Origin of the sequence: Ideonella sp. BN130291, assembly GCF_036231905.1 — a bacterium.
Lineage (GTDB): Bacteria > Pseudomonadota > Gammaproteobacteria > Burkholderiales > Burkholderiaceae_C > CAMLIZ01.
Genome location: NZ_JAZARE010000001.1, coordinates 44487 through 68405, shown reverse-complemented (window position 1 = coordinate 68405; position 23919 = coordinate 44487). Strand labels below are relative to the sequence as shown.

23 protein-coding genes are annotated in these 23919 nt (G+C 70.8%); 13 read left to right on the top strand and 10 right to left on the bottom strand.

From position 1 onward, the window contains the following. Positions 1 to 15: 15 nt before the first annotated feature. Positions 16 to 2238, bottom strand: coding sequence for a molybdopterin-dependent oxidoreductase (locus VPH43_RS00370; RefSeq protein ID WP_328575656.1), 2223 nt, complete (start codon positions 2236 to 2238; stop codon positions 16 to 18). Positions 2239 to 2266: 28 nt separating this feature from the next. Next, entirely contained in the window at positions 2267 to 3100 is an 834-nt protein-coding gene (locus tag VPH43_RS00365) for a helix-turn-helix domain-containing protein (protein ID WP_328575655.1), read from the bottom strand. A 113-nt stretch (positions 3101 to 3213) separates the two neighbouring features. Between VPH43_RS00365 and VPH43_RS00360 the strand changes: the two genes are divergently transcribed. Genes VPH43_RS00360 through VPH43_RS00345 form a run of 4 tightly spaced genes read left to right on the top strand, consistent with a single transcriptional unit; the run spans position 3214 to position 6015 of the window. After that, positions 3214 to 3612, top strand: a complete 399-nt coding sequence (locus VPH43_RS00360) for a hypothetical protein (protein ID WP_328575654.1) — start codon at positions 3214 to 3216, stop codon at positions 3610 to 3612. 50 nt (positions 3613 to 3662) lie between these two features. Beyond that, positions 3663 to 4328, top strand: coding sequence for a glutathione S-transferase family protein (locus tag VPH43_RS00355; protein WP_328575653.1), 666 nt, complete (start codon positions 3663 to 3665; stop codon positions 4326 to 4328). 52 nt (positions 4329 to 4380) lie between these two features. Next, a complete protein-coding gene (locus VPH43_RS00350; RefSeq protein ID WP_328575652.1) occupies positions 4381 to 4785 on the top strand; it encodes a VOC family protein in 405 nt (134 codons plus the stop codon). A gap of 15 nt (positions 4786 to 4800) precedes the next feature. Continuing rightward, the gene (locus VPH43_RS00345; protein ID WP_328575651.1) at positions 4801 to 6015 is read left to right on the top strand and encodes a 6-phosphofructokinase; all 1215 of its coding nucleotides are present in this window, start codon (positions 4801 to 4803) and stop codon (positions 6013 to 6015) included. On the opposite strand, the gene VPH43_RS00340 is transcribed toward VPH43_RS00345, so the two are convergent. The 4 genes from VPH43_RS00340 to VPH43_RS00325 form a co-directional block, all read right to left on the bottom strand. Beyond that, on the bottom strand, positions 6006 to 6611 hold the full coding sequence (locus VPH43_RS00340; protein ID WP_328575650.1) for an OmpA family protein: 606 nt from the start codon (positions 6609 to 6611) through the stop codon (positions 6006 to 6008). The genes VPH43_RS00345 and VPH43_RS00340 overlap by 10 nt on opposite strands. 80 nt (positions 6612 to 6691) lie before the next feature. Beyond that, positions 6692 to 8833, bottom strand: coding sequence for a GAF domain-containing hybrid sensor histidine kinase/response regulator (locus VPH43_RS00335; RefSeq protein WP_328575649.1), 2142 nt, complete (start codon positions 8831 to 8833; stop codon positions 6692 to 6694). 130 nt (positions 8834 to 8963) lie between these two features. Next, positions 8964 to 9233 carry a YkvA family protein gene (locus VPH43_RS00330; protein WP_328575648.1) on the bottom strand — a complete coding sequence of 90 codons (270 nt, stop codon included), beginning with the start codon at positions 9231 to 9233 and terminating at the stop codon, positions 8964 to 8966. An 86-nt stretch (positions 9234 to 9319) separates the two neighbouring features. Continuing rightward, positions 9320 to 10777, bottom strand: coding sequence for an RNB domain-containing ribonuclease (locus VPH43_RS00325; protein WP_328575647.1), 1458 nt, complete (start codon positions 10775 to 10777; stop codon positions 9320 to 9322). Between the two features lie 98 nt (positions 10778 to 10875). Here VPH43_RS00325 and VPH43_RS00320 point away from each other — a divergent pair, with 98 nt between their 5' ends. The 6 genes from VPH43_RS00320 to gloA2 all read left to right on the top strand — a co-directional run bounded on the left by VPH43_RS00320 (position 10876) and on the right by gloA2 (position 15294). Then, entirely contained in the window at positions 10876 to 12978 is a 2103-nt protein-coding gene (locus VPH43_RS00320) for an FUSC family protein (protein ID WP_328575646.1), read from the top strand. A gap of 90 nt (positions 12979 to 13068) precedes the next feature. Next, positions 13069 to 13464: a YciI family protein gene (locus VPH43_RS00315; RefSeq protein WP_328575645.1), complete on the top strand. Its 396-nt coding sequence runs from the start codon at positions 13069 to 13071 to the stop codon at positions 13462 to 13464. A 6-nt stretch (positions 13465 to 13470) separates the two neighbouring features. Beyond that, entirely contained in the window at positions 13471 to 13914 is a 444-nt protein-coding gene (locus VPH43_RS00310; RefSeq protein WP_328575644.1) for a TIGR02594 family protein, read from the top strand. Positions 13915 to 13920: 6 nt separating this feature from the next. After that, complete coding sequence (locus VPH43_RS00305) at positions 13921 to 14478, top strand: metal-dependent hydrolase (RefSeq protein WP_328575643.1); 558 nt, start codon at positions 13921 to 13923, stop codon at positions 14476 to 14478. Further along, positions 14465 to 14887, top strand: coding sequence for a hypothetical protein (locus VPH43_RS00300; protein ID WP_328575642.1), 423 nt, complete (start codon positions 14465 to 14467; stop codon positions 14885 to 14887). Before VPH43_RS00305 ends, VPH43_RS00300 begins: the two co-directional genes overlap by 14 nt. Before the next feature lie 5 nt (positions 14888 to 14892). Beyond that, on the top strand, positions 14893 to 15294 hold the full coding sequence (gene gloA2, locus VPH43_RS00295) for an SMU1112c/YaeR family gloxylase I-like metalloprotein (protein WP_328575641.1): 402 nt from the start codon (positions 14893 to 14895) through the stop codon (positions 15292 to 15294). Between the two features lie 8 nt (positions 15295 to 15302). Here gloA2 and VPH43_RS00290 read toward each other — a convergent pair whose 3' ends face one another. Both VPH43_RS00290 and VPH43_RS00285 read right to left on the bottom strand, forming a co-directional pair. Beyond that, the gene (locus tag VPH43_RS00290) at positions 15303 to 16598 is read right to left on the bottom strand and encodes an MFS transporter (RefSeq protein ID WP_328575640.1); all 1296 of its coding nucleotides are present in this window, start codon (positions 16596 to 16598) and stop codon (positions 15303 to 15305) included. A 46-nt stretch (positions 16599 to 16644) separates the two neighbouring features. Beyond that, positions 16645 to 17580 (bottom strand): LysR family transcriptional regulator, encoded by a 936-nt coding sequence (locus VPH43_RS00285; RefSeq protein WP_328575639.1) that lies wholly within the window; start codon positions 17578 to 17580, stop codon positions 16645 to 16647. A 114-nt stretch (positions 17581 to 17694) separates the two neighbouring features. On the opposite strand from VPH43_RS00285, the gene VPH43_RS00280 reads away from it, so the two are divergent. The 3 genes from VPH43_RS00280 (at position 17695) to VPH43_RS00270 (ending at position 21546) form a co-directional block, all read left to right on the top strand. Then, entirely contained in the window at positions 17695 to 18384 is a 690-nt protein-coding gene (locus tag VPH43_RS00280) for a type 1 glutamine amidotransferase domain-containing protein (RefSeq protein WP_328575638.1), read from the top strand. Between the two features lie 139 nt (positions 18385 to 18523). Further along, positions 18524 to 20320 (top strand): hypothetical protein, encoded by a 1797-nt coding sequence (locus VPH43_RS00275; RefSeq protein ID WP_328575637.1) that lies wholly within the window; start codon positions 18524 to 18526, stop codon positions 20318 to 20320. Between the two features lie 80 nt (positions 20321 to 20400). Then, positions 20401 to 21546, top strand: a complete 1146-nt coding sequence (locus VPH43_RS00270) for a sensor histidine kinase (RefSeq protein ID WP_328575636.1) — start codon at positions 20401 to 20403, stop codon at positions 21544 to 21546. 9 nt (positions 21547 to 21555) lie between these two features. Here VPH43_RS00270 and VPH43_RS00265 read toward each other — a convergent pair whose 3' ends face one another. Both VPH43_RS00265 and VPH43_RS00260 read right to left on the bottom strand, forming a co-directional pair. Continuing rightward, on the bottom strand, positions 21556 to 22245 hold the full coding sequence (locus tag VPH43_RS00265; RefSeq protein ID WP_328575635.1) for a response regulator transcription factor: 690 nt from the start codon (positions 22243 to 22245) through the stop codon (positions 21556 to 21558). A 1-nt stretch (position 22246) separates the two neighbouring features. Beyond that, positions 22247 to 23878, bottom strand: a complete 1632-nt coding sequence (locus VPH43_RS00260) for a PAS domain S-box protein (protein WP_328575634.1) — start codon at positions 23876 to 23878, stop codon at positions 22247 to 22249. Positions 23879 to 23919 lie beyond the last annotated feature (41 nt).

Here is a 23919-nt window from a genome sequence, read left to right as displayed (position 1 = left end):
CCGGGCCGCCCACCGTCAAACCACCGGGCTCACCTCCACCGCCACGCCCGCCAGCACCGCATTGCCGGACAAGGGGTCGCGCAGCGTCTCGTCCAGCAGGGCATTGAGGTTGACGCCCGGCCGTTCGGCCGCCAGGCTCAGCCGCGCGCCGGGCAGGTCATGGCCCCAGCCGTGTGGCAGGCTCAGCACGCCAGGCATCATCTCGTCGCTCAGCTCCACCTGCGCCTCGATGCGGCGCTCGCCGTTGGCAATGCTGGCGCGGCCGCCGTCCACCAGGCCCAGGCGCTGCGCGTCCTGTGGATGCACCAGCGCGGTACAGCGGTACGGCCCCTTGGCTAGCAGCGGCAGGTTGTGCATCCAGCTGTTGTTGCTGCGTACCTGGCGCCTGCCGATCACCACCAGCGCAGGGGCCGGCGTGCGCAGGTCGTCGCGCACCCGCTGCAGGTCGTCCAGCAACATGGGGGGCGCCAGCTCGATGCGGCCCGACGGTGTGCGCAGCACTTCCGGAATGCGCGGTTGCAGCGGGCCCAGGTCGATACCGTGCGATGCCTCCTTCAGGCGCTGCAGGTTCAGCCCGGTGGGTGCGGCACCGAAACGGTCGCCATAGGGGCCACTGCGCAGCGCCAGGTCCAACCAGCGCTCGGGCCCGGCGGGCAGGGCAGCCAGGGCGTGAAGCACTGCGTCGGCCTGGTCACCGGCCGCGCGCCGCACGTCCTGCTCCAGCGCGGCCTGGTCGATCGCATCGACGTCGGCATCGGCCCCGCGGCCGGCCGCGATGGCGGCCAGGCGCAGCATGATCTGCCATTCGGTCGGCCGGTCCTGCGGAGTGGGCAGCACCGGCGCGCTGTAGCGCGCCTGGTTGCGGTAGGACAGCTGCGCGAACGCGATGTCGTAGTGCATGTCCTCCAGGGCCGACAGCCCCGGCAGGATCACGTCGGCATGACGCGTGGTTTCGTTCAGGTAGATGTCCACGCTGACCATGAAGTCCAGCTGCTCCAGCGCGGCGGCCAGGCGCGGGCCATTGGGCGCGGAGAGCGCCGGGTTGCTTGCCACGGTGATCAGCGCCTTCACCTGGCCGGCACCCCGGGTCTCGATCTCCTCGGCCAGGCAGCCCATCGGGATTTCGCCAAACACCTCGGGCGCCCCCGACACCCGGCTGCGGTGGCGCCCGGTGACGATGCCACGGCCGCGGCCCGGTGCACCCGCCGTGTTATGGGCAAAGGCCGGGGCCTTGGGGAACATCACGCCACCCGGCGCGTCGAGCTGGCCGGTGAGCACGTTGAGCACATCGATCAGCCAGCTGCACAGCGTGCCGTAGGGCTGGGTGCAGGTGCCGATGCGGCCGTACACCGCGGCCTGCGGTGCGGCGGCCAGCTCGCGCGCCAGCGTGCGGATGGCGGCGGCGGGAATGGCGCAACGGTCTGCCATGGCTTCGGGCGCAAAGCCGGCCACCGCGGATTGCAGTTCGCCCAGGCCATTCAGGTGCTCCGCCAGCTGGCCGGTGCGCACCAGGCCTTCGTCGAACAGGGTGTGCACCAGCCCCAGCAGCAGGAACACGTCGCCACCTGGGCGGATGGGCAGGTGCTGGTCGGCCACCGCGGCGGTTTCGGTGCGGCGCGGGTCCACCACCACCAGCTTGCCGCCGCGCGCCTGCAGGGCCTTGGCCTGGCCACGGAAATCCGGCACCGTCCACATGCTGCCGTTGGAGGCCAGCGGGTTGGCGCCCAGCACCAGCAGGTACTGCGTGCGTTCGATGTCCGGCACCGCCACGGTGAGCCAGTGGCCGAACATCAGCCCGCTGGACAGCTGCTTGGGCATCTGGTCCAGCGTGGATGCGGAAAACACGTTGTGTGTGCCCAGGGCCTTGAGCAGCCGAGGCACGGCCAGGCCGAGGCCGAACTTGTGCACGATCGGGTTCCCCAGCGACACGGCCACCGCGTCGCGGCCCAGGCCGGCCTGCAGCGGCGGCAGGCGCCGTTCGATCTCGGCGAAGGCCTCCTCCCAGCTGGCCGGCACGAACTGGCCATCGCGCTTGACCAGCGGCATGCGCAGGCGGTCCGGGTCCTCGTGCAGGTCCTTCAGCGCCACGCCCTTGGGGCAAAGGTAGCCGCGGCTGAAGGGGTCGGCCTCGTCGCCGCGGACGGCGATCACCTTGCCGCCCTGCAGCTTGAGCTCCAGGCCGCAACAGGCTTCGCACAGCGGGCAGATGCGGTGGGCGGTGATGACGTCGTTGCTCATGGCTGCATCCTCGGTGAGTCAGTGCACCTTATGCGCTGGCGGCGGCGGTTTGTCCGTCACCCAGGCGACGCAGGGCGGCGGCCGTGGCGGCGTCGGCCGGGAAAAACGCTTCCAGCGCCAGCTCGGACAAGGTGATGTCCACTGGCGTGCCGAAGACCGTGATGGTGCTGAAGAAGCTCAGCACGCCGCCGGGCGTTTTCAGCTTCAGCGGCACGATGACACCGGCGTAGTCGGTGTGCAGGTGGGGCGCTCCGTCACCCGGCACCGGGTAGTCGCACAGCTCCCGCATCAGGGCATCCAGCCCCGGGTCGGCACTGGCGGCGATCTGCTGGTGCAGCCGCGCGATCAGGTGGGCGCGCCACTCCACCAGGTTCACGATGCGAGGCGCCAGCCCGCCCGGGTGCAGCGCCAGCCGCAGCACGTTCACCGGTGGCTGCAGCAGCTCGGGCGCGATGCCGTCCATGAAGGCGCCGACCGCGCGATTCATGGCCACCAGGTTCCAGTGCCGGTCCACCGCCAGGGCGGGGTAGGGCTCATGGCCCCGCAGCACCAGGTCCAGCGCTGCCCGCGCGGCCTTGAGCGCCGGATCGTCCAGCGAGCGCTCCGCGAACATGGGCGCAAAGCCGGCGGCGATCAGCAGCGCATTGCGTTCGCGCAGCGGCACGTTCAGGCGCTCGGCCAGGTGCAGCAGCATCTCGCGGCTGGGCTGGGCGCGGCCGGTTTCCACGAAGCTCAGGTGGCGGGTGGAGATGTCCGCCTCGCAGGCCAGGTCGAGCTGGCTCATGCGGCGGCGCTGGCGCCAGTCGCGCAGCAGTTCGCCCACGGGGCGGGTGGTGGCGAGGTGGGAGGCGGGCAGGCTCATGCGGCGCACGATAGCGGAAGCCCGCGCGCCGTCGCCATTACCTGCCGCGTCATCGACATGCCGCGGCTGCGCGCCCGACCATGGCGCCGCATTCACTCACCAAGGAGCCTGCCATGTTCAAACCCTCTTCCCTCTTGCGCCGTGCCCTGCTGGCCGATGCGCTGGCCAGTGGCGCCAGCGGTGCCCTGCTGAGTTTCGACGCCGCGCCGCTGGGCGCCTGGTTCGGCCTGCCGGCCAGCCTGTTGCAGACGGCCGGCATCGTGTCGCTGGCCTATGCGGTGCTGGTGGCCTGGCTGGGCACACGTGACGCGCTCTGGCGGCCGGCCGTCTGGGCAGTGGTGGCGGGCAACGTGGCCTGGGCGCTGGGCAGCGTGGAGCTGCTGTTCACCACGAGCCCCAGCACGTTGGGCCTGGCCTACGTGATCGCCCAGGCGCTGCTCGTGGCGGTGCTGGCGGAGTTGCAGTTCATGGGGTTGCGCCGCAGCGCGCGGATGACGATGCAACCTGCCTGAGGAGGGCAAAGGCTGGCATGCTGTGCGCTTCGTCGCCGCCTGCCAGCCTCATGATCACCCTCCATCACCTCAACAACTCCCGTTCGCAGCGCGTGCTGTGGCTGCTCGAAGAGCTGGGCCTGCCCTACAAGATCCAGCACTACCAGCGTGATGCCAAGACCATGCTGGCGCCGCCTGAGCTGCTGAAGGTGCATCCGCTGGGCAAGTCGCCGGTGATCACCGACGGCGACGTGACGCTGGCCGAGTCCGGCGCCATCCTGGAATACCTGGTGGACCGCTACGGCAAGGGGCGGCTGAAGCCCGCGGCCGGCACGCCGGAAGCACTGCGCTACACCTACTGGATGCACTTCGCCGAAGGCACGGCCATGCCGCCGCTGCTGATGAAGCTGGTGTTCGACACCATCGAGAAGAAGGCACCGCTGCTGGTGCGGCCGATCGCCGGCGCGATCGCGGGCAAGGCCAAGGCGATGATCGTCAACCCCAACCTGAAGCGCCACCTGGCCTTCATGGAGGCCGAGCTGGGCAAGAGCACCTGGTTTGCCGGCGAGGAGCTGAGCGCCGCCGACATCCAGATGAGCTTTCCGCTGGAGGCCTCGGCCGCGCGTGCCGGGCTGGACGCCAGCTACCCCAAGCTCAGCGCCTTTTTGCAGCGCATCCATGCCCGGCCGGCCTATCAAAAGGCCCTGGCGCAGGGTGGGCCGTTCACGCTCGGCTGAGCCCGCGCCGTCCTAGACTCGGCGCTCTTTCTTCCACCGCAACGGAGGCTCCATGCAGGTCCAACCTTATGTGCACTTCAATGGCCGCTGCGAAGCGGCGCTGAACTTCTACCGCCAGGTGCTGGGCGGCGAAATCGTGTCGATGATGAAGTTCTCCGAATCGCCGCAGAAGGACATCATCCCGCCCGGTGGGGAGAACCAGATCATGCATGCCAGCATGCGCATCGGCGACACCGAGCTCTTTGCGTCCGACGGCATCACCGACCCGGCGCACAAGATGAGCGGCTTCTCGCTGTCCGTGGCCGTGGCCAGCGCCGACGAAGGCCAGCGCGTGTTCAATGCGCTGGGCCAGGGCGGCCAGGTGACCATGCCGTTTGCACCCACTTTCTGGACTTCGGGCTTCGGCATGCTGACCGACAAGTTCGGCGTGTCCTGGATGGTCAACGTCAACCACTGAGAACGGAGCGCGCGCATGAAGCCCAGCAAGATCCTCGTCGCCCAGGGCGGCGGCCCCACCGCGGTGATCAACCAGTCGCTGGCCGGCGTGGTGCTGGAAGCGCGCCGCTTCGCCGGCGTGGACCGCATCTACGGTGCGCGCCACGGCGTGCGCGGCATCGTGAACGAGGATTTCTGGGACCTCACGCAAGAGACCAGCCACAACCTGGAGCTGGTGGCCGGCACGCCGGCGTCCGCCCTGGGCTCCACGCGCGACAAGCCCGACCTCAAGTACTGCCAGGAGATCTTCAAGGTGCTCAAGGCGCACGAGATCGGGCACTTCTTCTACATCGGCGGCAACGATTCGTCGGACACCGTGCGCATCGTGAGCGAGGAGGCGCGCAAGGCCGGCTACCCGCTGCGCAGCGTGCACATCCCGAAGACGATCGACAACGACCTGGTGGGCAACGACCACACGCCGGGCTTTCCGTCCGCCGCGCGTTTCGTGGCCCAGGCCTTTGCCGGCGCCAACCTGGACAACGCAGCGCTGCCGGGGGTGTACGTCGGCGTGGTGATGGGCCGGCATGCGGGCTTTCTCACCGCCGCATCGGCCCTCGGCAAGAAGTTCCCCGACGACGGCCCCCACCTGATCTACCTGCCCGAGCGCACCTTCGTGCTCGACAAGTTCCTGGCCGACGTGAAGGCCACCTACGAACGCCACGGCCGCTGCGTGATCGCGGTGTCCGAAGGCATCCACGACGCGGCGGGCACCCCCATCGCCGCCCAGCTCGCCAAGAGCGTGGAACACGATGCCCACGGCAACGTGCAGCTCTCCGGCACCGGCGCGCTGGCCGACCTGCTGTGCGAGGAGATCAAGAACAAGCTGAAGATCAAGCGCGTGCGCGGCGACACCTTCGGCTACCTGCAGCGCAGCTTCCTCGGCTGCGTGTCCGACGTGGACCAGCGCGAAGCGCGCGAGGTGGGCGAAAAGGCGGTGCAGTACGCGATGTGGGGCGACCGCGACGGCTCCGTCGCGATCAAGCGCACCGGTTTTTATTCGGCGGACTACGAGCTGGTTCCGCTGGAGACGGTGGCCGGCAAGACGCGGGTGATGGAGGATGAATTCATCAGCGACAGCGGCACCGATGTGACGGATGCGTTCCGGCTGTACCTGCGGCCGCTGCTCGGCTCAGGCATGCCGGACGCGAACCGGCTGCGGCCGGCGCCGGTGCAGAAGATCCTTCAGCGGTAAGTCAACTCCACCCGCCGGTTCGCCGCCTGCGCCTTGCCGCCCTTGGCCGCCCGCCCCTTGCCGTGGCCCACGATCTGCAGCTGCTGCGGCGGCACGCCCAGCGCCACCAGCTGTTTCATCACCGACTGCGCGCGCATGCGCGCCAGCTCCAGGTTGTAGTCGGCCGGGCCGTTGTTGTCGGTGTGGGCGTCGATGCGCAGGCGCAGCTTGGGGTTGGCGATCAGGCGCTTGGCGTGGGCTTCCAGCAGGGGCTGGTATTCGTCCTTGACGGTGTAGACGTCGGAGTCGAAATAGATGACCGCCGGGTCGTTGTCGTCGGCCGCGGCGATGGCACTGGCGGGGCTGCCGTTGGTGCTTGCGCCCGTGCTGGTGCTGGTGCCGCTGGCGGCCGCTGTGGCGGGGCCTTGTGCGGACGGCACCGGCACCGGCGTGGCCACGGCCACCGGTGCTTTTTTCGGCTCCGCGCTGGCGGACGTTTTCGGGCTGTTCAGCAGCGGGGGCTTCGGGCTGGAGCCGCACGCGGCCAGCAACACCGTCAGGCTGAGGCCCAGCGCAGAGAACACGGTGGGGCAGGGGCGGCGTGGCATCGTGGGCATGCCGGTCTCCTCGGTCGTCGCGATGTGTTGTATGGCGCAAGACCGGGAGCAATCGGCGTGCCGGCTCGTTCGGCGTCGCCCTAGTCGTGCTGCCAGCGCAGCGGCAGCAAGGTGCCCAGGTGGTGCAGCAGCTGCTGGGGGCGGATCGGCTTGGGCAGGAACACGTTGGCGCCCGCTTCCAGGCTGGCGCTGTGGTTCTCCAGCGAGGGGCTGGCGGAGGCGGCGATGATGGGCACTGCCTGCAGTTGCGGCAGGGCGCGCAGCCGGCGGGTGGCGGTCAGCCCGTCCATCACCGGCATCACGTTGTCCATCACGATCAGGTCGGGCGTTTCGGCCTGCGCGCGCTCCAGCGCCTCCTGGCCGTTGGCGGCTTCCACCACTTCAAAACCAAGCCGGCCCAGCAGCTCGGCCAGCATGGCGCGGTTGACCGGCACGTCGTCCACCACCAGCACGGTGTAGCGCGGGCCTTCATAGCCGGTGATGCGCGCGGGCGCCGGCAGCGCCGGCAGCGGCTCGCCGCTCACCGGCAATGCCAGCTCGAAGCTGAAGCAGCTGCCCACGCCGGGCGTGCTCTCCACCGCGATGTCCCCGCCCATCAGCCGCACCAGCTGTCGGCTGATGGTCAGGCCCAGGCCGCTGCCACCCGCCTGGCGGCCGCGCTCGCCAGCTTGCTCAAAGGGCTGGAAGATGCGTTCCAGCTCGCCCGTCGGCATGCCGACGCCGGTGTCGCGCACCTCGAAGCGCAGGCGGGCACGGTTGTGTTCATGTTCCAGCAGGCGCAGCGTGAGCCGCACCTCGCCGGCGTCGGTGAACTTCACCGCATTGCCCACCAGGTTGAGCAGCACCTGGCGCAGCCGCTTGGCGTCGCCTTCCGCGGTGGGCGGCAGCGGGTGTGGCACCTCGCACACGAACTGCAAGCCCTTTTCCTCGGCCTTCACGCGCATCAGCGCGACCACCCCGTGCAGCAGCTCCGGCACGCTGAAGCGCACCGGCTGCAGCTCGAGCTTGCCGGCTTCGATGCGCGACAGGTCCAGCACGTCGTTGATCAGGTTGAGCAGGTGCTCGCCACTGCTGTGGATGAGCGCGAGGGCCTGGCGTTGGCGCTCGTTGGTGTCCTTGTCCCATTGCAGCAGCTGCGCAAAACCGAGGATGCCGTTGAGCGGCGTGCGCAGCTCGTGGCTCATGGCGGCCAGGAAGGCGCTCTTGGCCTGGTTGGCTACCTCGGCGCGCTCCTTGGCCACCTGCAGCTCGGCGGTGCGCTCGCGCACCAGCTCCTCCAGGTGTTCGCGGTGGCGCGCCAGCTCGCGCTGGTGGCGCTTGCGCTCGATCGCGATGCCGGCCATGTGGGTGGCCATGCTGATGAGCTTGAACTCCGCCGGGCCGGGGCGGCGCACCTCGTGGTGGTAGACCGCAAAAGTGCCGAGCACCGTCGGCCCGTGCAGGATGGGCGTGGACCAGCAGGCGTGGTACCCATACGGTGCGATCAGCCCGCGGTAGGGAGCCCACAGCGGGTCGGTGGTGAGGTCGGCCACGATCACCGGCTCACGCCGGTACATCGCGGTGCCGCAGGAGCCGGCCGCCGGCCCGATGGCAAAACCGGCGAGCGAGTCGTTGTAGGCCGCTGGCATGCTGGGCCCGATGGAGCGCTCGATGTGCAGGCCGTCCTCGGCCAGCAGCACCACGGTGCAGTGCAGGCCCGGCGACTGCGATTCCATCAGCAGCGCCAGCTCCGACAGCGTGTCCTCCAGCGGTGCGTCGCGCGCCATCATTTCCAGCAGCCGGCTTTCGCCGATGCGCAGCTGCTCGGCGCGCTTGCGCTCGCGGATGTCCTCGATCACCACCCGCACCAGGCGGCGGCCGGGCGCCTGCAGCGGCGCCAGCCGCAGCTCGCAGGCGATGTCGTGGCCGCTGGCGTGGCGGCATGTCCATTCGAAGGGCTCGCTGTGCCCGGCGAGCGCGGCGGCCACATGCTCGCGCAGTGCCGCCACCGAGGCCCGGCCGCCGGGCTGGCAGGTGGGGCTGAGGTCCGGCAGGTGGGCGGCCAGCAGGGCCTGCACGGGGCGGCCGAGCAGGGCGGCGGCGTGGACGTTGGCGTCCACCAGGCGGTTGGTGTCCAGGTCCAGCAGCGCGACCGGCCGTGGTGCGTCCGTCACCAGCGCGCGGTACAGCGCCTGGGCGTCCGGCACCAGGGGTGCGGCGGGGGCGGGTGGCGGGATGTTCATGGCTGCGCAGCGGCACGCCGGCCTGGCCACCGCATCATGATGCAGCCCCCGCCCGGGCTGGCGGCGCGCGCCGTGAACTTTGGCGCGCGTCCGCCTGCGATGCGATCCCGCCGGCGCATCGCCCTGCCGGTCAACGCCGCGCGGCTGCGGCGCGTGCCAGCTCCGGCGGCAGGCGCTTGAGCAGCCAGCGGATGGCCAGCGGCACCAGCACCAGGTCGTCCACCACGCCGATCACGGGCAGCACGTCGGGGATCAGGTCGATCGGCGACAGCACATACAGCGCGATCAGCGCCGTGCCCAGCTTCAGCCAGCCGGGCGCTGCCGGGTGGCGCAGCGCGAACCACAACGCGCGCGCGTCACCGCGCAGCACAGTCCAGAGCAAGGTCAGGCGTTTCCACATCGCGGGCTCCTCGGCCGGCATCGGCCTCCAGCAGCGAAGGTGGCATCGTCCGTGCCCGCCACAAGGGGGCGCCGCAGGGCGTTACATCAGGCGACGCGTTCGAAGTCGATGTGGCCTTGCGCGAAGTCCACCGCCACCAGGCGCACCCGCGCAGCGTCGCCCACGTCCAGCCCTTCGAAGCCGCGCACCACCCGGCCTTCCACCAGCGGGCGGGCAATGCGCACGAAGGTGCCCTTGGGCGCCGCGCCGGTCACGACGGCATCGAAGCGTTCGCCGATGCGTTCGTGCAGCAGGTAGGCTGCGGCCGCCTTGAGCACCTGGCGCTCCACCTTGCTGGCGTTGTCCTCCTGCAGCGTGCAGTGGCGCGCGATCTCCGCGAGCTGCTCCACGGTGTAGGGCGGGGCCTCGCGCGCGAGCGCCGCCTTCACCAGGCGCTGGGTCACCAGGTCGGGGAAGCGCCGGTTGGGGGCGGTGGAGTGGGCGTAGTCGTTCACCGCCAAGCCGAAGTGGCTGACGCCCGCGCGCCCGGCGGGCGCGGCCATGTATTCGCCGGAGCCGAGCAGCTTCACCACCGCCAGCGACAGGTCGGCAAAGCCGGCCGGGTCCGCCGTGCGGCGGGCGCGCAGGAAGCGGTCCAGTGCCAGGGCATCCGGTTCGGCCGGCAACTGCACGCCGTGCAAGCCGGCAAGGGCCTCGATGCGGTCCCAGCGGCGCGGCGCCTGCAGGAAGCGGCGCAACGACGGGAAGCCCTGCCCGGCCAGGAAGCGGGCGGTGGCGCCGTTGGTGGCGATCATCAGGTCGGCGATCAGGTCCTTGGCGCGGTTCCTGGTGTCGGCACGCAGGTCGACCAGCTGGCCATCCTGGAACACCGGGCGGGCGGAGGCGGTGTTCACCTCGAGGGCGCCACGGCGCTGCCGCCATTGCTGCAGCTGGCGCGCCACCGTGTCGTGCAGGCGCAGCTGCTGTTCCAGCCCGGGCACCTGGTGCAGCTGCGGCAGCGGCGCAGCGGCCGGGTCGTCCAGCCAGGCGGACACGCCGCCGTAGGTGAGCTTGGCATGGTTGAGCACCACCGCGCGGTAGATCTCGACGCTGCCCACCGTGCCGTCGGGCTGCACCTGCATGTCCACCACCACCGCCAGGCGCTCCTGGCCCTCGTGCAGCGAGCTCAAGTCGGTGGACAGGGCCTCCGGCAGCATCGGGAACACGCCGGCGGCGGTGTACACCGAAGTGGTGTTGGTGGCGGCATGGCCGTCGATCGCGCCGCCCGGGCGCACCATCACGTCCACATCGGCCACCGCGACCTTCAGGCGCGCGGCGCCGCCGGCCAGCGGCTCGGCCACGCTCAGCTGGTCCAGGTCGCGCGTGTCGTCGTTGTCGATCGAGAACCAGGTCAGCTGGCGCAGGTCGCGGATGTCGCCGTCGCGCCGCGGGCCGGTGTGGCGCAGGGCCTGCGCCTCCTGCAGTGCGGCGGGGCTGAACTCGGGCAGCAGGCCGCGGGCCTGCATGGCCTGCACGGCCACACGGTACAGATCGTCTGGGGTCATGGTGGGCGCTGAAGTCACGCCGCCGACTGTAGGGCAACGCAAAACGGGACGTGCGCACCGCGCATCCCGGCGCGGGGCGTCCGTCTATGCTTGCCGCCATGCCGCGCCTAGCCCCCGCCCCGCCCGCCCATGTGATCAACGGTGTGGCGGTGGCGCTGGGCATCGCGGCGGTGCAGCTGCTGTGCAGCCGGCTGGGCGTGTGGGTGGGCGAGGCCCTGGCGGCCCAGCTCGCGGTGGCGGGCGCGGTGTGCACCAGCCTGGCCGACCTGCCGGGCACCGGCCGGCGCAACGTGCAGCGGGTGGTGGGCGCCGCAGTGCTGGCCACCCTGGCGGCGCTGGTGGTGGCGCTGCTGCGCCCCTGGCCGCTCGGGCTGGGCCTGGGGTTGGCGGTCCTCACCTGGCTGGCGATGATGACGCTGGCCTGGGGGCCGCGCGCCGGGCCGGTGTCGTTTGCGCCGGTGCTGTCGCTGGTGTTTACGCTGGCCGCGCCCCCGCAGGTGCCCGTGCTCACCTTGGTGGGCTGGCATGCGGGTGGCGCGCTGGCCTACATCGGCTGGTCGGCGCTGGCCAACCGGCTGCTGCAGCGGCGCTACCGCACGCTGGCGCTGGCCGGCGCGGTGGCGGCCATGGCGCGGCTGCTGCGCTCGCGCGCCGAGGTGCTGGCCACGCCGCAGGCCGCCGCCAGTGGCGAGCTGCGCAACTGGGTGGGCGACGAAGCCACGCTGGCCGAGGCGCTGCAGGCCGCGCGCGACCTGCTCTTCGCGGCGCCGGCCACCGAGCGCGCGCGCCGTGAAACTGCCATCCTGCTGCGCACCATCGACCTGCGCGATGTGCTGCTCGCCAGCCGGCTCGACCTGGACCTGCTGGGCGACGACCTTGCCGGCCGCTGGGTGCGGGCGCGGGTGGCGGTGGCCCTCACCGAGGTGGCTGCGGTGCTGGACGCTGCCGAATCCGGCCTGCGCACCGGCACCATCCCGCTGCCACATGGCGAGGCGGGGGCCGATGCCCTGGCCGGCAGCCCGCTCGCGCCCGACGACGCGCGCCAGCGCCTGCTGCCGGTGCTGGGCTCGCGGGTGGACATGCTGGCCGCGGATGCGCGCCGCGTGCTGGCGCTGGTGCGGCGCGACGTGGAGCCGCAGCCGCTTTCGCTGTCGGCCGACGAACTGCAGCGCTTCGTCGGGCCGGAGACCTGGCCGCTGGCGGCGCTGCGCGGCCACCTGCGCGGCGGCTCGCCGGTGCTGCGCCATGCGGTGCGTGCCGCCCTGGCGCTGAGCTGCGCCTACTTCATCGGCCTGATGCTGCCCTGGGCCTCGCATCCGCACTGGCTGGTGCTCAGCGTGGGCGTGGTGCTGCGCGGCAACCTGGAGCAGACGCTCGCGCGCCGCAATGCGCGGGTCACCGGCACCATGCTGGGCTGCCTGCTGGTGCTGCTGCTGGCTCGCGTGCCGGCGCTGCAGCCGCTGGCCTTCCTGGTGGCCGTGGGCGTGGCGCATGCCTTCATCACCGTGCGCTACCTGATCACCGCGGTCGCGGCCACCGTGATGGCGCTGCTGCAGTCGCACCTGGTGGACCCGGCCGGCGGTTTTGCGATCGGCGAGCGGCTGGCCGACACCCTGCTCGGCGCGGCGCTGGCCTGGGCCTTCAGCTACGTGCTGCCGGCGTGGGAGCGGCGCAGCCTGCCGCGGGCGGTGGCCCAGGCGCTGGGTGCCCTGCGCGCCTATGCGGAGCAGGCCGTGCAGGGCGCCGCACAAGCCGGCGTGGCGCAGCGCCTGGCCCGCCTGCAGGCCTACGACGCGCTCACCTCCATCGCGGCCGCCCTGCAGCGCAGCGCGGCCGAACCGCGCAGCGTGCGCGTGCCGATCGACGAGCTCACCCGGCTGCTGGATCATGCGCACCGGCTGATGGCGCACCTGTCGGCCATCCGCATGACACGGCTGCGGCGGGCACAGACGCTGGAAGCCGAGGCCTCGCGGTCGGCCCTGGCTGCCGCCCATGCCGAACTGCAGGCGCGCCTGCAGCCGCCCGGCGAGGCCCAGCTGCCGCCCGAGCCGCCGGCGTTGCGCCTGGACGCGCTGCCGGTGCTGCCGCCGGCCGACGAGCCTATGCCCTGGCTGCTGCGGCGCCTGCAGCTGGCAGTGCACGATGCCCATGCGGTGGGCCAATGCGCCCGCCACGCGCTGGAGCGGCTGGGCCGACGGTGAGAGCGCCATGCCGTTGGGTGCGCCAGCGCTGCGGGTGCGCGGCCCGTTTGTCTTTGGTAAGGTGCACGCGTTGCCCAGCCGACCACCACCATGTCCAGCGAACCCTCCATCCACGAATACCTGCTGCTGTCTCGCGGCCAATGGGATCCGCAGAAGTCCCCGCAGGAGATCCAGGACGCGATCGATCGTTTTTATGCCTGGTACGACCGCCTGGTGGCCGAAGGCAGGTTCAAGCGCGGCCAACGCCTGGCCACCGGGGCCAAGCTCGTGAGCCGCGGCGGCATCACCGACGGCCCGTTTGCGGAGGCCAAGGAGGTGATCGGTGGTTACTGGTTCGTGCGGGCCGGCAGCCTGGACGAAGCGGCCCGCATCGCGGCCGACAACCCCTGCCTGGCCTGCGGCCTGAGCTACGAGATCCGGCCGATCGAGCATGAACGCGCCAGCGCCTTCCGCCACAGCAACGAAACGCCGCGCACCGCGCCGTAGCCCGGCATGAACGCTGCAGCACCACCGTGGATGCCGATCGCCTGGGCCGAACGCGGCGTCGCCGCATGGCCCGCGGGCTGCAGCAACCCGCGCATCGTGCAGTACCACGCCGGCACCAACATCGAGGGCTACGACGACAAGGCCTCGTGGTGCTCGTCCTTCGTCCACTGGTGCCTGGCGCAGGTGGGCATCGCGGGCACCGGCTCGGCGCTGGCGCGCTCCTGGCTCGATTGGGGCCAGCCGCTGCAGGCGCCGGTGCCCGGCTGCATCACCGTGCTGTACCGCGACGACCCCACGAGCTGGAAAGGGCATGTGGGCTTTTTCCTGCGGGCCGATGCGCAACAGGTGCACCTGCTGGGCGGCAACCAGCTGGGGGAGGTGCGCGAGCATGTCTATCCGCTGGACATGGTGCTGGGCCACCGGTGGCCTGCCGCCACGGCGCGGGCCTGAACAGCGATGCCGACCATCCTGGCCCATGCTGCCGTGCCGCTGGCGCTGGGCCTGGGGCTGGGCCGCGGCGTGGTGCCACGGCGCCTGCTGATCGCCGGGGTGATGGCGTCGGCGGTACCGGACCTCGACGTGCTGGCGTTTCGGTTCGGTGTTCCCTATGCCGATGCCTGGGGGCACCGGGGCGCGTCGCATTCGCTGGCCTTTGCGCTGCTGCTGGGTGCGGTCGCGTGGTTGGGCGCGCGGGCGCTGCAGGCCACGCCGCGGACCGCGTTCCTCTTCATCGCCATCGCAACCGCATCGCACGGGCTGCTGGACATGCTGACCAACGGCGGCCAGGGCGTCGCCTTGTGGTGGCCGCTGTCCAGCGAGCGCCTGTTCTTCCCCTGGCAGGTGATCGAAGCCTCGCCGCTGAGCCTGCGCCGCCTGGCCGGTGGCCGGGGGCTGCAGGTGCTGGTGTCGGAACTGCTCTGGGTCTGGGCGGCTGCCGTGGCGGTGATGCTCACGCTGCGGCTGGTGCGGCGCAGGCGCGGCAACGGGAGCAGCACGCACGATGGCGATCGATAAACAAAGGCTGGCCCAGGTGGCCACGGCATTCGTCGAGGGCATGACCAGCATCCGGGGCCGCCGCGTGCACCGGCTCATCCTGCGGGAGATGGCGGACTGCGATGTGGTGGTCCCCGCGTCCACCGCGCTGGGTGCACGCGCGCTGCTGGCCCTGCGCGCGGATGGGGGCGTGGCCGTGTGCCAAACGGACGGCAGCGGCAGACAGGCCACCATCCAGCGGCTCGCGAGCTTGGCCGGCGGAGCCGTCGTCGCGGCCTACGACCTGCACAAGGATTCGCTGCCCATGCTGGCCTGGACCGTGTGGCACCCGGCTCTCGTTGACGCATTCGGCTCATTGCAGGTGACGGTGGCAGACGTGCATGCGGACGAGCTTGGCCGGGTGACCGAAATCCTGGCCCGCTGGAGGTAACAAGCATGCTGCGACGCATCCACCACGCCGCCATCATTTGCGCCGACTACGCCGTGTCCAGGCGCTTCTACACCGAGGTGCTGGGGCTGGCCGTGCTGGCCGAGCACTACCGCGCGGAGCGTGATTCCTACAAGCTGGACCTGCGCCTGCCCGATGGCGGGCAGATCGAGCTGTTCTCGTTTCCCAATCCGCCGCCGCGGCCGTCCTATCCCGAGGCCAGGGGCCTGCGCCACCTGGCCTTCGAGGTGGATGACGTGGCCGAGTGCAAGCGCGTGCTGGAAGCCAGGGGTGTGGCGGTGGAGGCCGTGCGCGTGGACGAGACCACGAACCGGCGTTTTGTCTTCTTCGCCGATCCGGACGGCCTGCCGCTGGAGCTGTACGAGGCCGCGCCCGTGGACGGTCGCTGAGCCCGGCTTCAGGCCGAACGCCGCGGCGGCGTCTCCACAAAGGCCTCCGGGTGCGCGCGCTGGTACCAGCCGTTCACCGCATCGTTGTCCAGTGCCATGAAGGCGCGGAAGCCGGGGATCAACGCGAGCCCGAGCGCACCAAAGCCGCCGAGCAAGGCGAACACGCCATAGACCGTGCTCACCGGCCAATGGGCCAGCGCCACACCGGCCAGCGCGGGCCCCAGGGTGCCGGCCACCTGGGAGGTCATCATCGAGCCGGCCGACATGCGCGCGCGGAACGCCAGCGGCCGGGCCAGCATGCGGTGGGTGAGGCCCACCAGCGTGGCCGCGGAGTTGGTGAGCCCCGCCACCGCGAATGCGGGCACCAGCAGCCACGGCCAGGTGGTCCAGCCGGCCACGGCGAGCGCCAGGCCCTGGATGACGGCGGAGCCGATGCGCGTGGCATAGCGGCCCTGGCGCCGTATCCACCACTCCGATGCGCCCAGTGAGCCCACCAGCATGCCGAGCGACAGCGCGGCCTCGCAGGCGCCCAGCCAGGCGGCGGACAGGCCGAGCGACTGCACCTTCAGCGGCACCAGCATCGCCAGCGCGGGGTACAGGAAGATCCAGCTCAGGAAGTTCACCGTGATCCAGCCCCGCTCCAGCGGGATCGCCCAGTTGGCCTTCAGGCCCGCGCGCAGGTCGGCCCACCAGCGACAGGATGCGGGTGCGTGGATGGCTTGTGATGGCAACCGGGTGGCGAGCAAGGCGGCCGCGATCAGCAGCCCGCCGTTCAACCACAGCGCCGCCGCGGTGCCGGCGGCGGCCAACACCGCACCGCCGATGGCCGGGCCGATCAGCCGGCCCATGGACTGTGCGCTCTGCTGCACACCGATCGCGCGCGTGAGTTGCTGGGCCGGCACCAGCTCGGCCACCATGCTGGCGGCGGCTGGCGACAGCACCGCCATCGCCAGCATGGGCACCGACTGCAATGCGATCAACGCGGCCAGCGCGTAGTGGCCCCAGCTCGCCAACGCCGCGGTGCCGCAGGCAGCCAGCGCATACGCGGCGAGCGCCCCCGCGATCAGCCAGCGCTTGGGATAGCGGTCGCCCAGCGGTGACAGCAAGGGCATCGTGATGAAGGAGACCGCCGACAGCACCACGCCGTACACCGCCAGGTCCGCCGCGCCGCCGGCCTGCGCAATCCACCACGGCACCGCCACCTGCCCCACCATCAGTGCGAGCAGCATCAGTGCGTCGCTCCACAGCAGGCGTTGGAAGGGCAGGCCGAGTTCAGTGAAACGGGCAGGGAGCATCTGGGGCATCGGCGCATCCTAGAGGCTGAGCGGGGCCAGGCGGGCCCCGCCGCCTTCAGCGCCGGCCTCGTGAGGCGCGGCCCGTCACCGCGGACGTGAGGAAGTCAACGAACACCCGCACCCGGGCTGACAGGTGCCGGTTCTGCGGATACAGCACCCAGAAGGGCCAGGCGCGGCCGCCCATCTTCTTCATCACCTCCACCAGCTCGCCGCGCGCCACCGCCGCCTGCGCGGCGAAGTGGTAGATCTGGCACAGCCCGCCGCCGGCCTGCGCCCATGTCAGGCAGCCCAGCACGTCGTCCTCCACGCGCCAGGGGCTGGCGAACTGCAGGTCGATGTCGCGCCCGTCGCTGCCCCTGAACACCCAGGGCACGGGCCGGCCGGTGCTGGGCAGGATGAACTGGATGCAGTCGCGCGCCAGCAGCTCGGCGGTGGTCTTGGGCGTGCCGCGGCGGCGCAGGTACGAGGGCGATGCGAACACGCCGACGGTGGCGTCTTCCAGCAGCCGGGCGATCAGGCGTGAATCGGGCGGCTGGCCGCGCCGGATGGCGATGTCGTAGCCGTCGTCCACGAAGTCGATGTTGCGGTTGCTGATGTTGAGCTCGATCTGCACCTCGGGATACGCCTTCTGGAACCGCGGCAGCAGCGGCAGCAGCCGGTGGTGCGCATAGGTGCTGGGCGCGCTCACGCGCAGCAGGCCGCTGGGGCGTTGCTGCTGGCCGGTGATGGCCTGCTCCGCCTGGGCGATCTGCTCCAGCGCCTGCTGGCACTCGGCCTTGTAGAGCGCGCCGTCGCTGGTGAGGCGGATGCTGCGCGTGGTGCGCGCAAACAGCCGCACGCCCAGGCGCGCCTCCAGCCGGGCGATGGACCGGCTCACCGCCGCCGGCGTGAGGCCCAGCGCTTCGGCCGCGGCGGTGAAGCTGCCGCAGTCGGCGGCCTTGCAGAACAGCTCGATGCTGCCCAGCTGCACGGGGTCGAAGGTGCGGGCCATCTGTTCCTCAGCGTAATGAATGAAGTGATGGGGCGTGACTTTATGGCCAGAGCTGGCGCAAATACAGTGCGCCTCATGCCGGCAGCCCGCCGGCGCCAACACAAAGGACCTCCCATGAACCACAAGCGCATCCTCATGGTGCTCACCTCCAACGACCGCATGGGCGCCACCGGCAAGCCCACCGGCCTGTGGGCCGAGGAACTGGCCGTGCCGTACTACGCGCTCACCGGAGCGGGTGCGCAGGTCACCTTGGCCTCGCCGCGCGGTGGCCGTGCGCCCATCGATCCGGGCAGCTTGAAAGAGAAGGGACAGAACGATCCGGCGGTGGAACGGCTGCTGGCCGATGCCGCGTTGATGGCGCAGGTGGAAGCCACCCGGCCGGTGGCCGATGTGCGCATGGAGGACTTCGATGCGGTCTTCTTCCCCGGCGGCCACGGCACGATGTGGGACCTGCCCACCAGCGACTCCGTCACCCGGCTGGTGGAAGCCGCGGCGCGCCAGCACAAGCTGATCGCAGCGGTGTGCCATGGTGTGGCCGGCCTGGTGAGCGCCAAGGGGCCGGACGGCCGGCCGCTGGTGGCCGGCAAGCGGGTCAACAGCTTCACCGATGCCGAGGAAGCCCAGGCCGGTCTGGCCGATGCCGTGCCCTTCCTGCTGGAGTCGCGCCTGCGCGAACTCGGCGCGCACTTTGAAGGCGCGCCGAACTGGCAGCCATTCGCGCTGTGCGACGGCCGGCTGATCACCGGGCAGAACCCGCAGTCCTCCGCGGCGGTGGCCGACCTGCTGCTGGCCGCGCTGGGCTGAGCGGCATGGGCAGTGCGCCCTGTGCCGGGTGCGCAGGGCAGGTGGTACACGCCGTTGCAAACGCTGGGAACGTTCCCAGTAGCCGGCGGGGCCGGTGCGTTCCTAGAGTGCATGCAGAGAACTTCCCGGAGCACGCACCATGTTGCCACCCGACGGCATCCGCAGCACCACCGTCGCGCCCGCACGCGCCCCTGCGCCGCCGCCGCCCAGCGCGCCGGTGTACGGGCCGCCGGCACCGCAGCCGCCCGACCGCGACGTGCATGCCGCGGCCGACCGGGTGATGGACGCCGGCCAGCGCACCTTCTGGAAGGATGACTACGAAAAGCGCACCGACGTGCTGGCGCAGGAGATGGCCCAGGGCAACCTGGCGTTCCGTTCGCAGCTCGTGGCCGAGATCATCGAACGCGACGACGGCGCCTTCGACTCCTGGCTTACCGCCGGCCGCCTCAACGACCGGCTGAGCTCGGGCCACATCCTGCAGAGCGAGCGCGATGCGGTGGTCGACGGCTTCCAGGGCGCCATCATGGGCGGCCTGGTCAAGCCCGATCAGGTGCCGGCGGGCTTTGTGAAGGACACGCACGACAGCCGCCTGATCGCCACCTACATGCGGGCGCAGGACCTGAACGACCGCGGCGGCTTCGAACGCGCGCTGCAGGCCTTCAGCGGCGTGAACGCCACCGAGATGGACAGTTTTGCCAGCAGCCTGTCCAACGCCAGCCTCATGCGCGACTTGACGTTGGCAGTGCAGCAGCACCAGGACTGGTACGAGAACCAGACCGTGGACCTCATGGTCACCGGCGGCGGCGGCATGTTCGGCCCCGCTTTTCCCGTGACGCACGACGCCCCGGTGAGCTTCTCCAAGGAGCAGCTGGCCGGCATGCGCACGGCGTTCGGCTCGCATGACGGCCTGATGACCAACGGCGAGCTGCTGCTGGCCTACCCCGACCGGCTGGAGCGCAACGAGCAGGTCACGCGCCAGTACTACGAGCTCTCCACCGGCATGGCCGGCATCGTCGGCAAGGACAACGCCAACTGGGCCACCTTCGCGGTGTCGGCCTCCGACGAGATCGGCCGCAACCTCGACGGCACCGCCGGCATCGCGATGGCCGAAACGGCCGGGAGCGACCCGCGCTACTGGCTCAGCGTGGGCAACTCCAAGCTCATCTCCGACATCGGCCCCGGCTTCCGCCAATTTGTGGACACCTTCGGCGACGGCCGCAACCGCGACATGAGCTTCGACGATTTCTGGAAGGGCTTCGAAGCCAAGTGGGGCGGGCGCGGCATCAGCTACCTGGACGGCAACAACGATCCGCAGCACGACATGAAAAACGCGTTCAAGGCCTACTACGACGCGATGAAGCTGCAGGACCGGGAGAACCAGCTTTCCGCCACCAACCCCGCCAGCGCGGCCCAGCGCCAGCAGTTGGCCGACCAGCGCGCGCAGCTCATGCTCTACGGCAACACCCTGGTGGGCCTGCAGGAGCAGGACATCGTGCAGCCCGAGATCGAAAACGGCCTCAAGGTGCTGGGCATGACGAACCCCGGCGGGCTGGGCGCCTGGGGCATCGACTTCCACCTGCCCGACGCCAACACGTCCAGCCCGCGCAAGCTGGACACGGACAACGACCTGCCCAACACGCCCTATCGCGTGAACCCCGGAGGCAGCTTCACCACGGTGGACGGGCAGACGGTGCAACTCGACCAGGTGCTGAAGGACCGGCTCAACGGCCTGGACGGCAACCTCACCAACGAGGACGAGACCAACCCGGCCAACAGCGGGACCGACCACTGGGAGTCCTACCCGCAGCGCATGGGTTACATCTACCAGCTGTTCGCCGACTACCAGCGCGACGGCCAGATGTTCAACGACCCCCGCGCCGTCTTCGGCAGCCGGGCCCAGGCGCTGAACAACGAGCCGCTGCAGATCATTCCGTGACATAAATAAGCGCCGAGAAGGGTCATCCCGCGGCCCATACTCCGAAGAGGGTGCGCCCCCCGCACCCCCTCGGAGGCGCCATGCATCAATTCCTGACCAACAACCGCGACGAGTTGATCGCGCGGTGCAAGGCGAAGGTCGCTCAACGCCCCATGCGATCCGCCACGACAGAACAGCTGGCGAACGGGGTGCCGCTGTTTCTGGATCAGCTCACGCGGACCCTCCAGGCGGAGGAGGACGGCGAGCTGGCCGCGAGCCTGCGGATCTCCGGCGCCGCGGGTGGCGACGCAACCGCCCTGAGCGAGATCGGGGTGAGCGCCACGGCCCACGGCAAGCAGCTCCTGGCCCTTGGATTCACCGTGGACCAGGTGGTGCATGACTACGGCGACCTGTGCCAGGCGATCACCGACCTCGCCTTCGAACGCGACGCGCCGTTTGCCGTGGACGAGTTCAGGACCTTGAACCGGTGCCTCGACAACGCGATCGCCGATGCGGTCACCGCATTCAGCGTGCAGCGGGACGTGACGGTCGCGCAACACCAGGCCCAGGAATCGAACCAGCGTCTCGGACTGCTCGTCCATGAGCTGAGGAATTCGCTGAACTCGGCGTCCCTGGCGCTGGCCGCGCTGGAGTCGGGGAAGCTTCCCATCGGTGGCTCCACGGGTGCCGTCCTGAAGCGCAGCCTGCTGGCGATGGCCAACCTGCTTCGCACGACGCTCGACGAGGTGCGAGTCACTTCCCAAGTCTCGCCGCAGCGGGAGCCGTTTCCGGTGGCGGGGTTCGTCACGGACGCGCAACAGATGGCTTCCCTGCACGCGACAGCCAGGGGCTGCTCCCTGGACGTGTCGGTGGTCGATCCCGTGCTGCAGGTGCTGGGCAACCGGGAGCTGCTGATGGCGGCGCTGGTGAACCTGCTGCACAACGCGTTCAAGTTCACCCGTGCAGGCTCGCAGGTGTCCCTCAGCGTGGGTTCCAGCGAGGGCCATGTCCACATCCATGTGGGCGACCACTGCGGTGGCCTGCCGCCTGGCAGTGCGGAAGTGATGTTCCTGCCGTTCACCCAGAACGGCACGGACCGCAGCGGCCTCGGGCTGGGGCTGTCGATCGCCAGGCGTTACGTCGAAGCGGATGGAGGATCGTTGACCGTGCGCGACGTCCCGGGCACGGGTTGCATCTTCACGATCAGCCTGCCCAGGCACGGGAGCGCGGCGAGGCCGGGCGGCTGATCAGTCGTTTCACTCCGGGTCGTCGTCCTCGCGCAGCCAGCCCTCGGCCAGCGCGTGGCGCAGGATGTCGGTGCGGCTGCGCAGCTGCAGCTTCTCCAGCGCGCTGGCCTTGTAGAACTCCGCCGTCTTCACGCTGATGCCCAGCTGGGCCGCCACTTCCTTGTTGCTCTTGCCCCAGGCGATCAGCCGCAGCACCTGTTCCTCGCGCTCGCTCAGCGCGGGCCGCGTGCGCGGCGGCGAGCTGGGGTCGCCGGGCTGGCGGACCACGCGTGCCAGCAACGCGCCGGCCATGCTCGGGTCGACGTAGGTGCCGCCGCCGGCCACGGTGCGAATGGCGCCGATCAGCGCCTCCGCGGCGGCGCGCTTGACCACATAGCCCGACGCGCCCGCGCGCAGCATGCGCCGCAGGTAGCCTTGGTCGGCATGACGGGTCAGCGCCAGCAGGCGCACCTCGGGGCAGGCGGCATGAATCTGCTCGGCCGCCTCCGCGCCGCCCATGTCGGGCATGGACACGTCCAGCACCGCTACATGAGGCCGGTGCTGCTGCGCCAGCTGCACCGCCTCCCGTCCGCCGCGCGCCTGCGCCACCACTTCCATGTCCGGCTGCGCGCTCACCAGCAGCGCCAGGCCTTCGCGCAGCACCGCGTGGTCGTCGGCCAGCAGCACCTTCCAACGTTCGCCCATGGGGAGTGCAGCCATCTCAGTCTTCCTCGGACAGGGGAATGGTCAGGTACAGCGTGGTGCCGCGCCCCGGTTCGCTTTCCACGTCCAGCCGCCCGCCGGCCAGCATGGCGCGTTCACTCATGCCGCGCAGGCCGAGGCGGCGCCGCATCACACCCGAGCCGGGCGAAGCGGCGGGTGCGCTGGCCAGGCCACTGCCGTCGTCTTCCACGATCACACGCAGCGCTTGATCGCGCACCTCCGCGATCAGGCTCACGCGCGAGGCGCCGGCATGCTTGCGCACGTTGGTCAAGGCCTCCTGCACCACGCGGTACACCGTGCTTTCCACCGCCTGCGCGAAGCGCCTGCCACGCAGGCCGTGGGTGTGAAGGTCCACCACGATGCCGCTGTCCCCGGCCCAGCCGCTGGCATGCTGGCGCAATGCGTCGTCCAGGCCGAGGTCGTCCAGCGCAGCAGGTCGCAGCTCGTGCGACAGCCGGTCGATGTCGTCATCCAGCGCGCGGGTGGCATGCCGCAGCTGGGCCATGCGGCTGCGCAGCCGCGCCGGCAGCGCGGGCTCCTCCTCCACCGCCTTCAGGCCGAGGGTGAGGGCGGTCAAGTGCTGGCCCACGGTGTCGTGCAGCTCGCGCGCGATGCGGCGGCGCTCTTCCTCCTCGGCATTGACCAGCTGGCCGAGCAGCTCGCGCACATGCGCCTCGGTGGCGCGGCGCGCTGCGACCTCATTCGCCAGCGTGGTGTTGGCCCGCGCGAGCGCCTCGGTGCGCTCGTGCACGCGGGCCTCCAATTCGTCGTGCGCCTGACGCAGTGCCTCCTCGCCTTGCTTGCGGTCGGTGATGTCGGTGAGCGTGCCCACCATGCGCTGCGGCACGCCATGCTCGTCGCATTCCGTGCGCGCGTGGTTGGCCACCCAGCGCAGCGTGCCATCGTGGCGCAGGATGCGGTATTCCGCATGAAAAGCCCGGCCGGTGCGGGCCGCTTCGTCGGAGGCGCGGATCACATGGACATCGTCGGGGTGCACCAGGCGCCGCGCCGCGCCGGGATCGGCCACCAGCTGCGCTTGCGTGAGGCCGGTGATCTCCAGCACCCGGTCGGAGTACCAGAGCCGGCCGCTCGCCAGGTCCCATTCCCAGAGACCGAGGCTGGATGCGGCCAGCGCGAGCTGCAGCCGCTGCTCGCTCTCGGCCAGGCGGGCCTGCGCTCGCTTCTGGGCGCCGATGTCGATGACGGCCGCCACCACGCGTGGCACGGGTTGCGCCGAGCGGATGACGTTCACCGAGATCAGCACCCACAGCGGCTCGCCGTCGTGGCGCAGCAGGCGCTTTTCATACCGCAGGCTGGGCACTTCGCCCTTCACCAGGCGCACGAAGGCGTCCCAGTTGGCGTCGCGGTCGGCCGGATGGGTGATGTCCACGAAGCGCCGCCCCACCAGCGCGGCCGGCTCGCAGCCCAGCATCTGCGCCAGGTGGCGATTGGCGCGCACGATGGTGCCGTCGGCCGGATCGGCCTCGCTCAGGCCGACACCGCACACCTCGAACAGCGTTCGGTAGTGCTGCTCGACGTCGCAGGATGGGAGAGCGGAATGTCCGTGCTGCGCTGGCCTCGGGTTCGGGTCGAGCGCATCGAGCGGGAGCGGCAAACGTGTGTCGGGCATGGCGGATCGCGATCGCGCTCTCACCGGGCACGTGCTGTGCC

Excerpts from the sequence above, each read along its gene's own strand:
- VPH43_RS00370 (WP_328575656.1), bottom strand. The coding sequence starts at position 2,238 with ATGAGCAACGACGTCATCACCGCCCACCGCATCTGCCCGCTGTGCGAA.
- VPH43_RS00365 (WP_328575655.1), bottom strand. The coding sequence starts at position 3,100 with ATGAGCCTGCCCGCCTCCCACCTCGCCACCACCCGCCCCGTGGGCGAA.
- VPH43_RS00360 (WP_328575654.1), top strand. The coding sequence starts at position 3,214 with ATGTTCAAACCCTCTTCCCTCTTGCGCCGTGCCCTGCTGGCCGATGCG.
- VPH43_RS00355 (WP_328575653.1), top strand. The coding sequence starts at position 3,663 with ATGATCACCCTCCATCACCTCAACAACTCCCGTTCGCAGCGCGTGCTG.
- VPH43_RS00350 (WP_328575652.1), top strand. The coding sequence starts at position 4,381 with ATGCAGGTCCAACCTTATGTGCACTTCAATGGCCGCTGCGAAGCGGCG.
- VPH43_RS00345 (WP_328575651.1), top strand. The coding sequence starts at position 4,801 with ATGAAGCCCAGCAAGATCCTCGTCGCCCAGGGCGGCGGCCCCACCGCG.
- VPH43_RS00340 (WP_328575650.1), bottom strand. The coding sequence starts at position 6,611 with ATGCCCACGATGCCACGCCGCCCCTGCCCCACCGTGTTCTCTGCGCTG.
- VPH43_RS00335 (WP_328575649.1), bottom strand. The coding sequence starts at position 8,833 with ATGAACATCCCGCCACCCGCCCCCGCCGCACCCCTGGTGCCGGACGCC.
- VPH43_RS00330 (WP_328575648.1), bottom strand. The coding sequence starts at position 9,233 with ATGTGGAAACGCCTGACCTTGCTCTGGACTGTGCTGCGCGGTGACGCG.
- VPH43_RS00325 (WP_328575647.1), bottom strand. The coding sequence starts at position 10,777 with ATGACCCCAGACGATCTGTACCGTGTGGCCGTGCAGGCCATGCAGGCC.
- VPH43_RS00320 (WP_328575646.1), top strand. The coding sequence starts at position 10,876 with ATGCCGCGCCTAGCCCCCGCCCCGCCCGCCCATGTGATCAACGGTGTG.
- VPH43_RS00315 (WP_328575645.1), top strand. The coding sequence starts at position 13,069 with ATGTCCAGCGAACCCTCCATCCACGAATACCTGCTGCTGTCTCGCGGC.
- VPH43_RS00310 (WP_328575644.1), top strand. The coding sequence starts at position 13,471 with ATGAACGCTGCAGCACCACCGTGGATGCCGATCGCCTGGGCCGAACGC.
- VPH43_RS00305 (WP_328575643.1), top strand. The coding sequence starts at position 13,921 with ATGCCGACCATCCTGGCCCATGCTGCCGTGCCGCTGGCGCTGGGCCTG.
- VPH43_RS00300 (WP_328575642.1), top strand. The coding sequence starts at position 14,465 with ATGGCGATCGATAAACAAAGGCTGGCCCAGGTGGCCACGGCATTCGTC.
- gloA2 (WP_328575641.1), top strand. The coding sequence starts at position 14,893 with ATGCTGCGACGCATCCACCACGCCGCCATCATTTGCGCCGACTACGCC.
- VPH43_RS00290 (WP_328575640.1), bottom strand. The coding sequence starts at position 16,598 with ATGCCCCAGATGCTCCCTGCCCGTTTCACTGAACTCGGCCTGCCCTTC.
- VPH43_RS00285 (WP_328575639.1), bottom strand. The coding sequence starts at position 17,580 with ATGGCCCGCACCTTCGACCCCGTGCAGCTGGGCAGCATCGAGCTGTTC.
- VPH43_RS00280 (WP_328575638.1), top strand. The coding sequence starts at position 17,695 with ATGAACCACAAGCGCATCCTCATGGTGCTCACCTCCAACGACCGCATG.
- VPH43_RS00275 (WP_328575637.1), top strand. The coding sequence starts at position 18,524 with ATGTTGCCACCCGACGGCATCCGCAGCACCACCGTCGCGCCCGCACGC.
- VPH43_RS00270 (WP_328575636.1), top strand. The coding sequence starts at position 20,401 with ATGCATCAATTCCTGACCAACAACCGCGACGAGTTGATCGCGCGGTGC.
- VPH43_RS00265 (WP_328575635.1), bottom strand. The coding sequence starts at position 22,245 with ATGGCTGCACTCCCCATGGGCGAACGTTGGAAGGTGCTGCTGGCCGAC.
- VPH43_RS00260 (WP_328575634.1), bottom strand. The coding sequence starts at position 23,878 with ATGCCCGACACACGTTTGCCGCTCCCGCTCGATGCGCTCGACCCGAAC.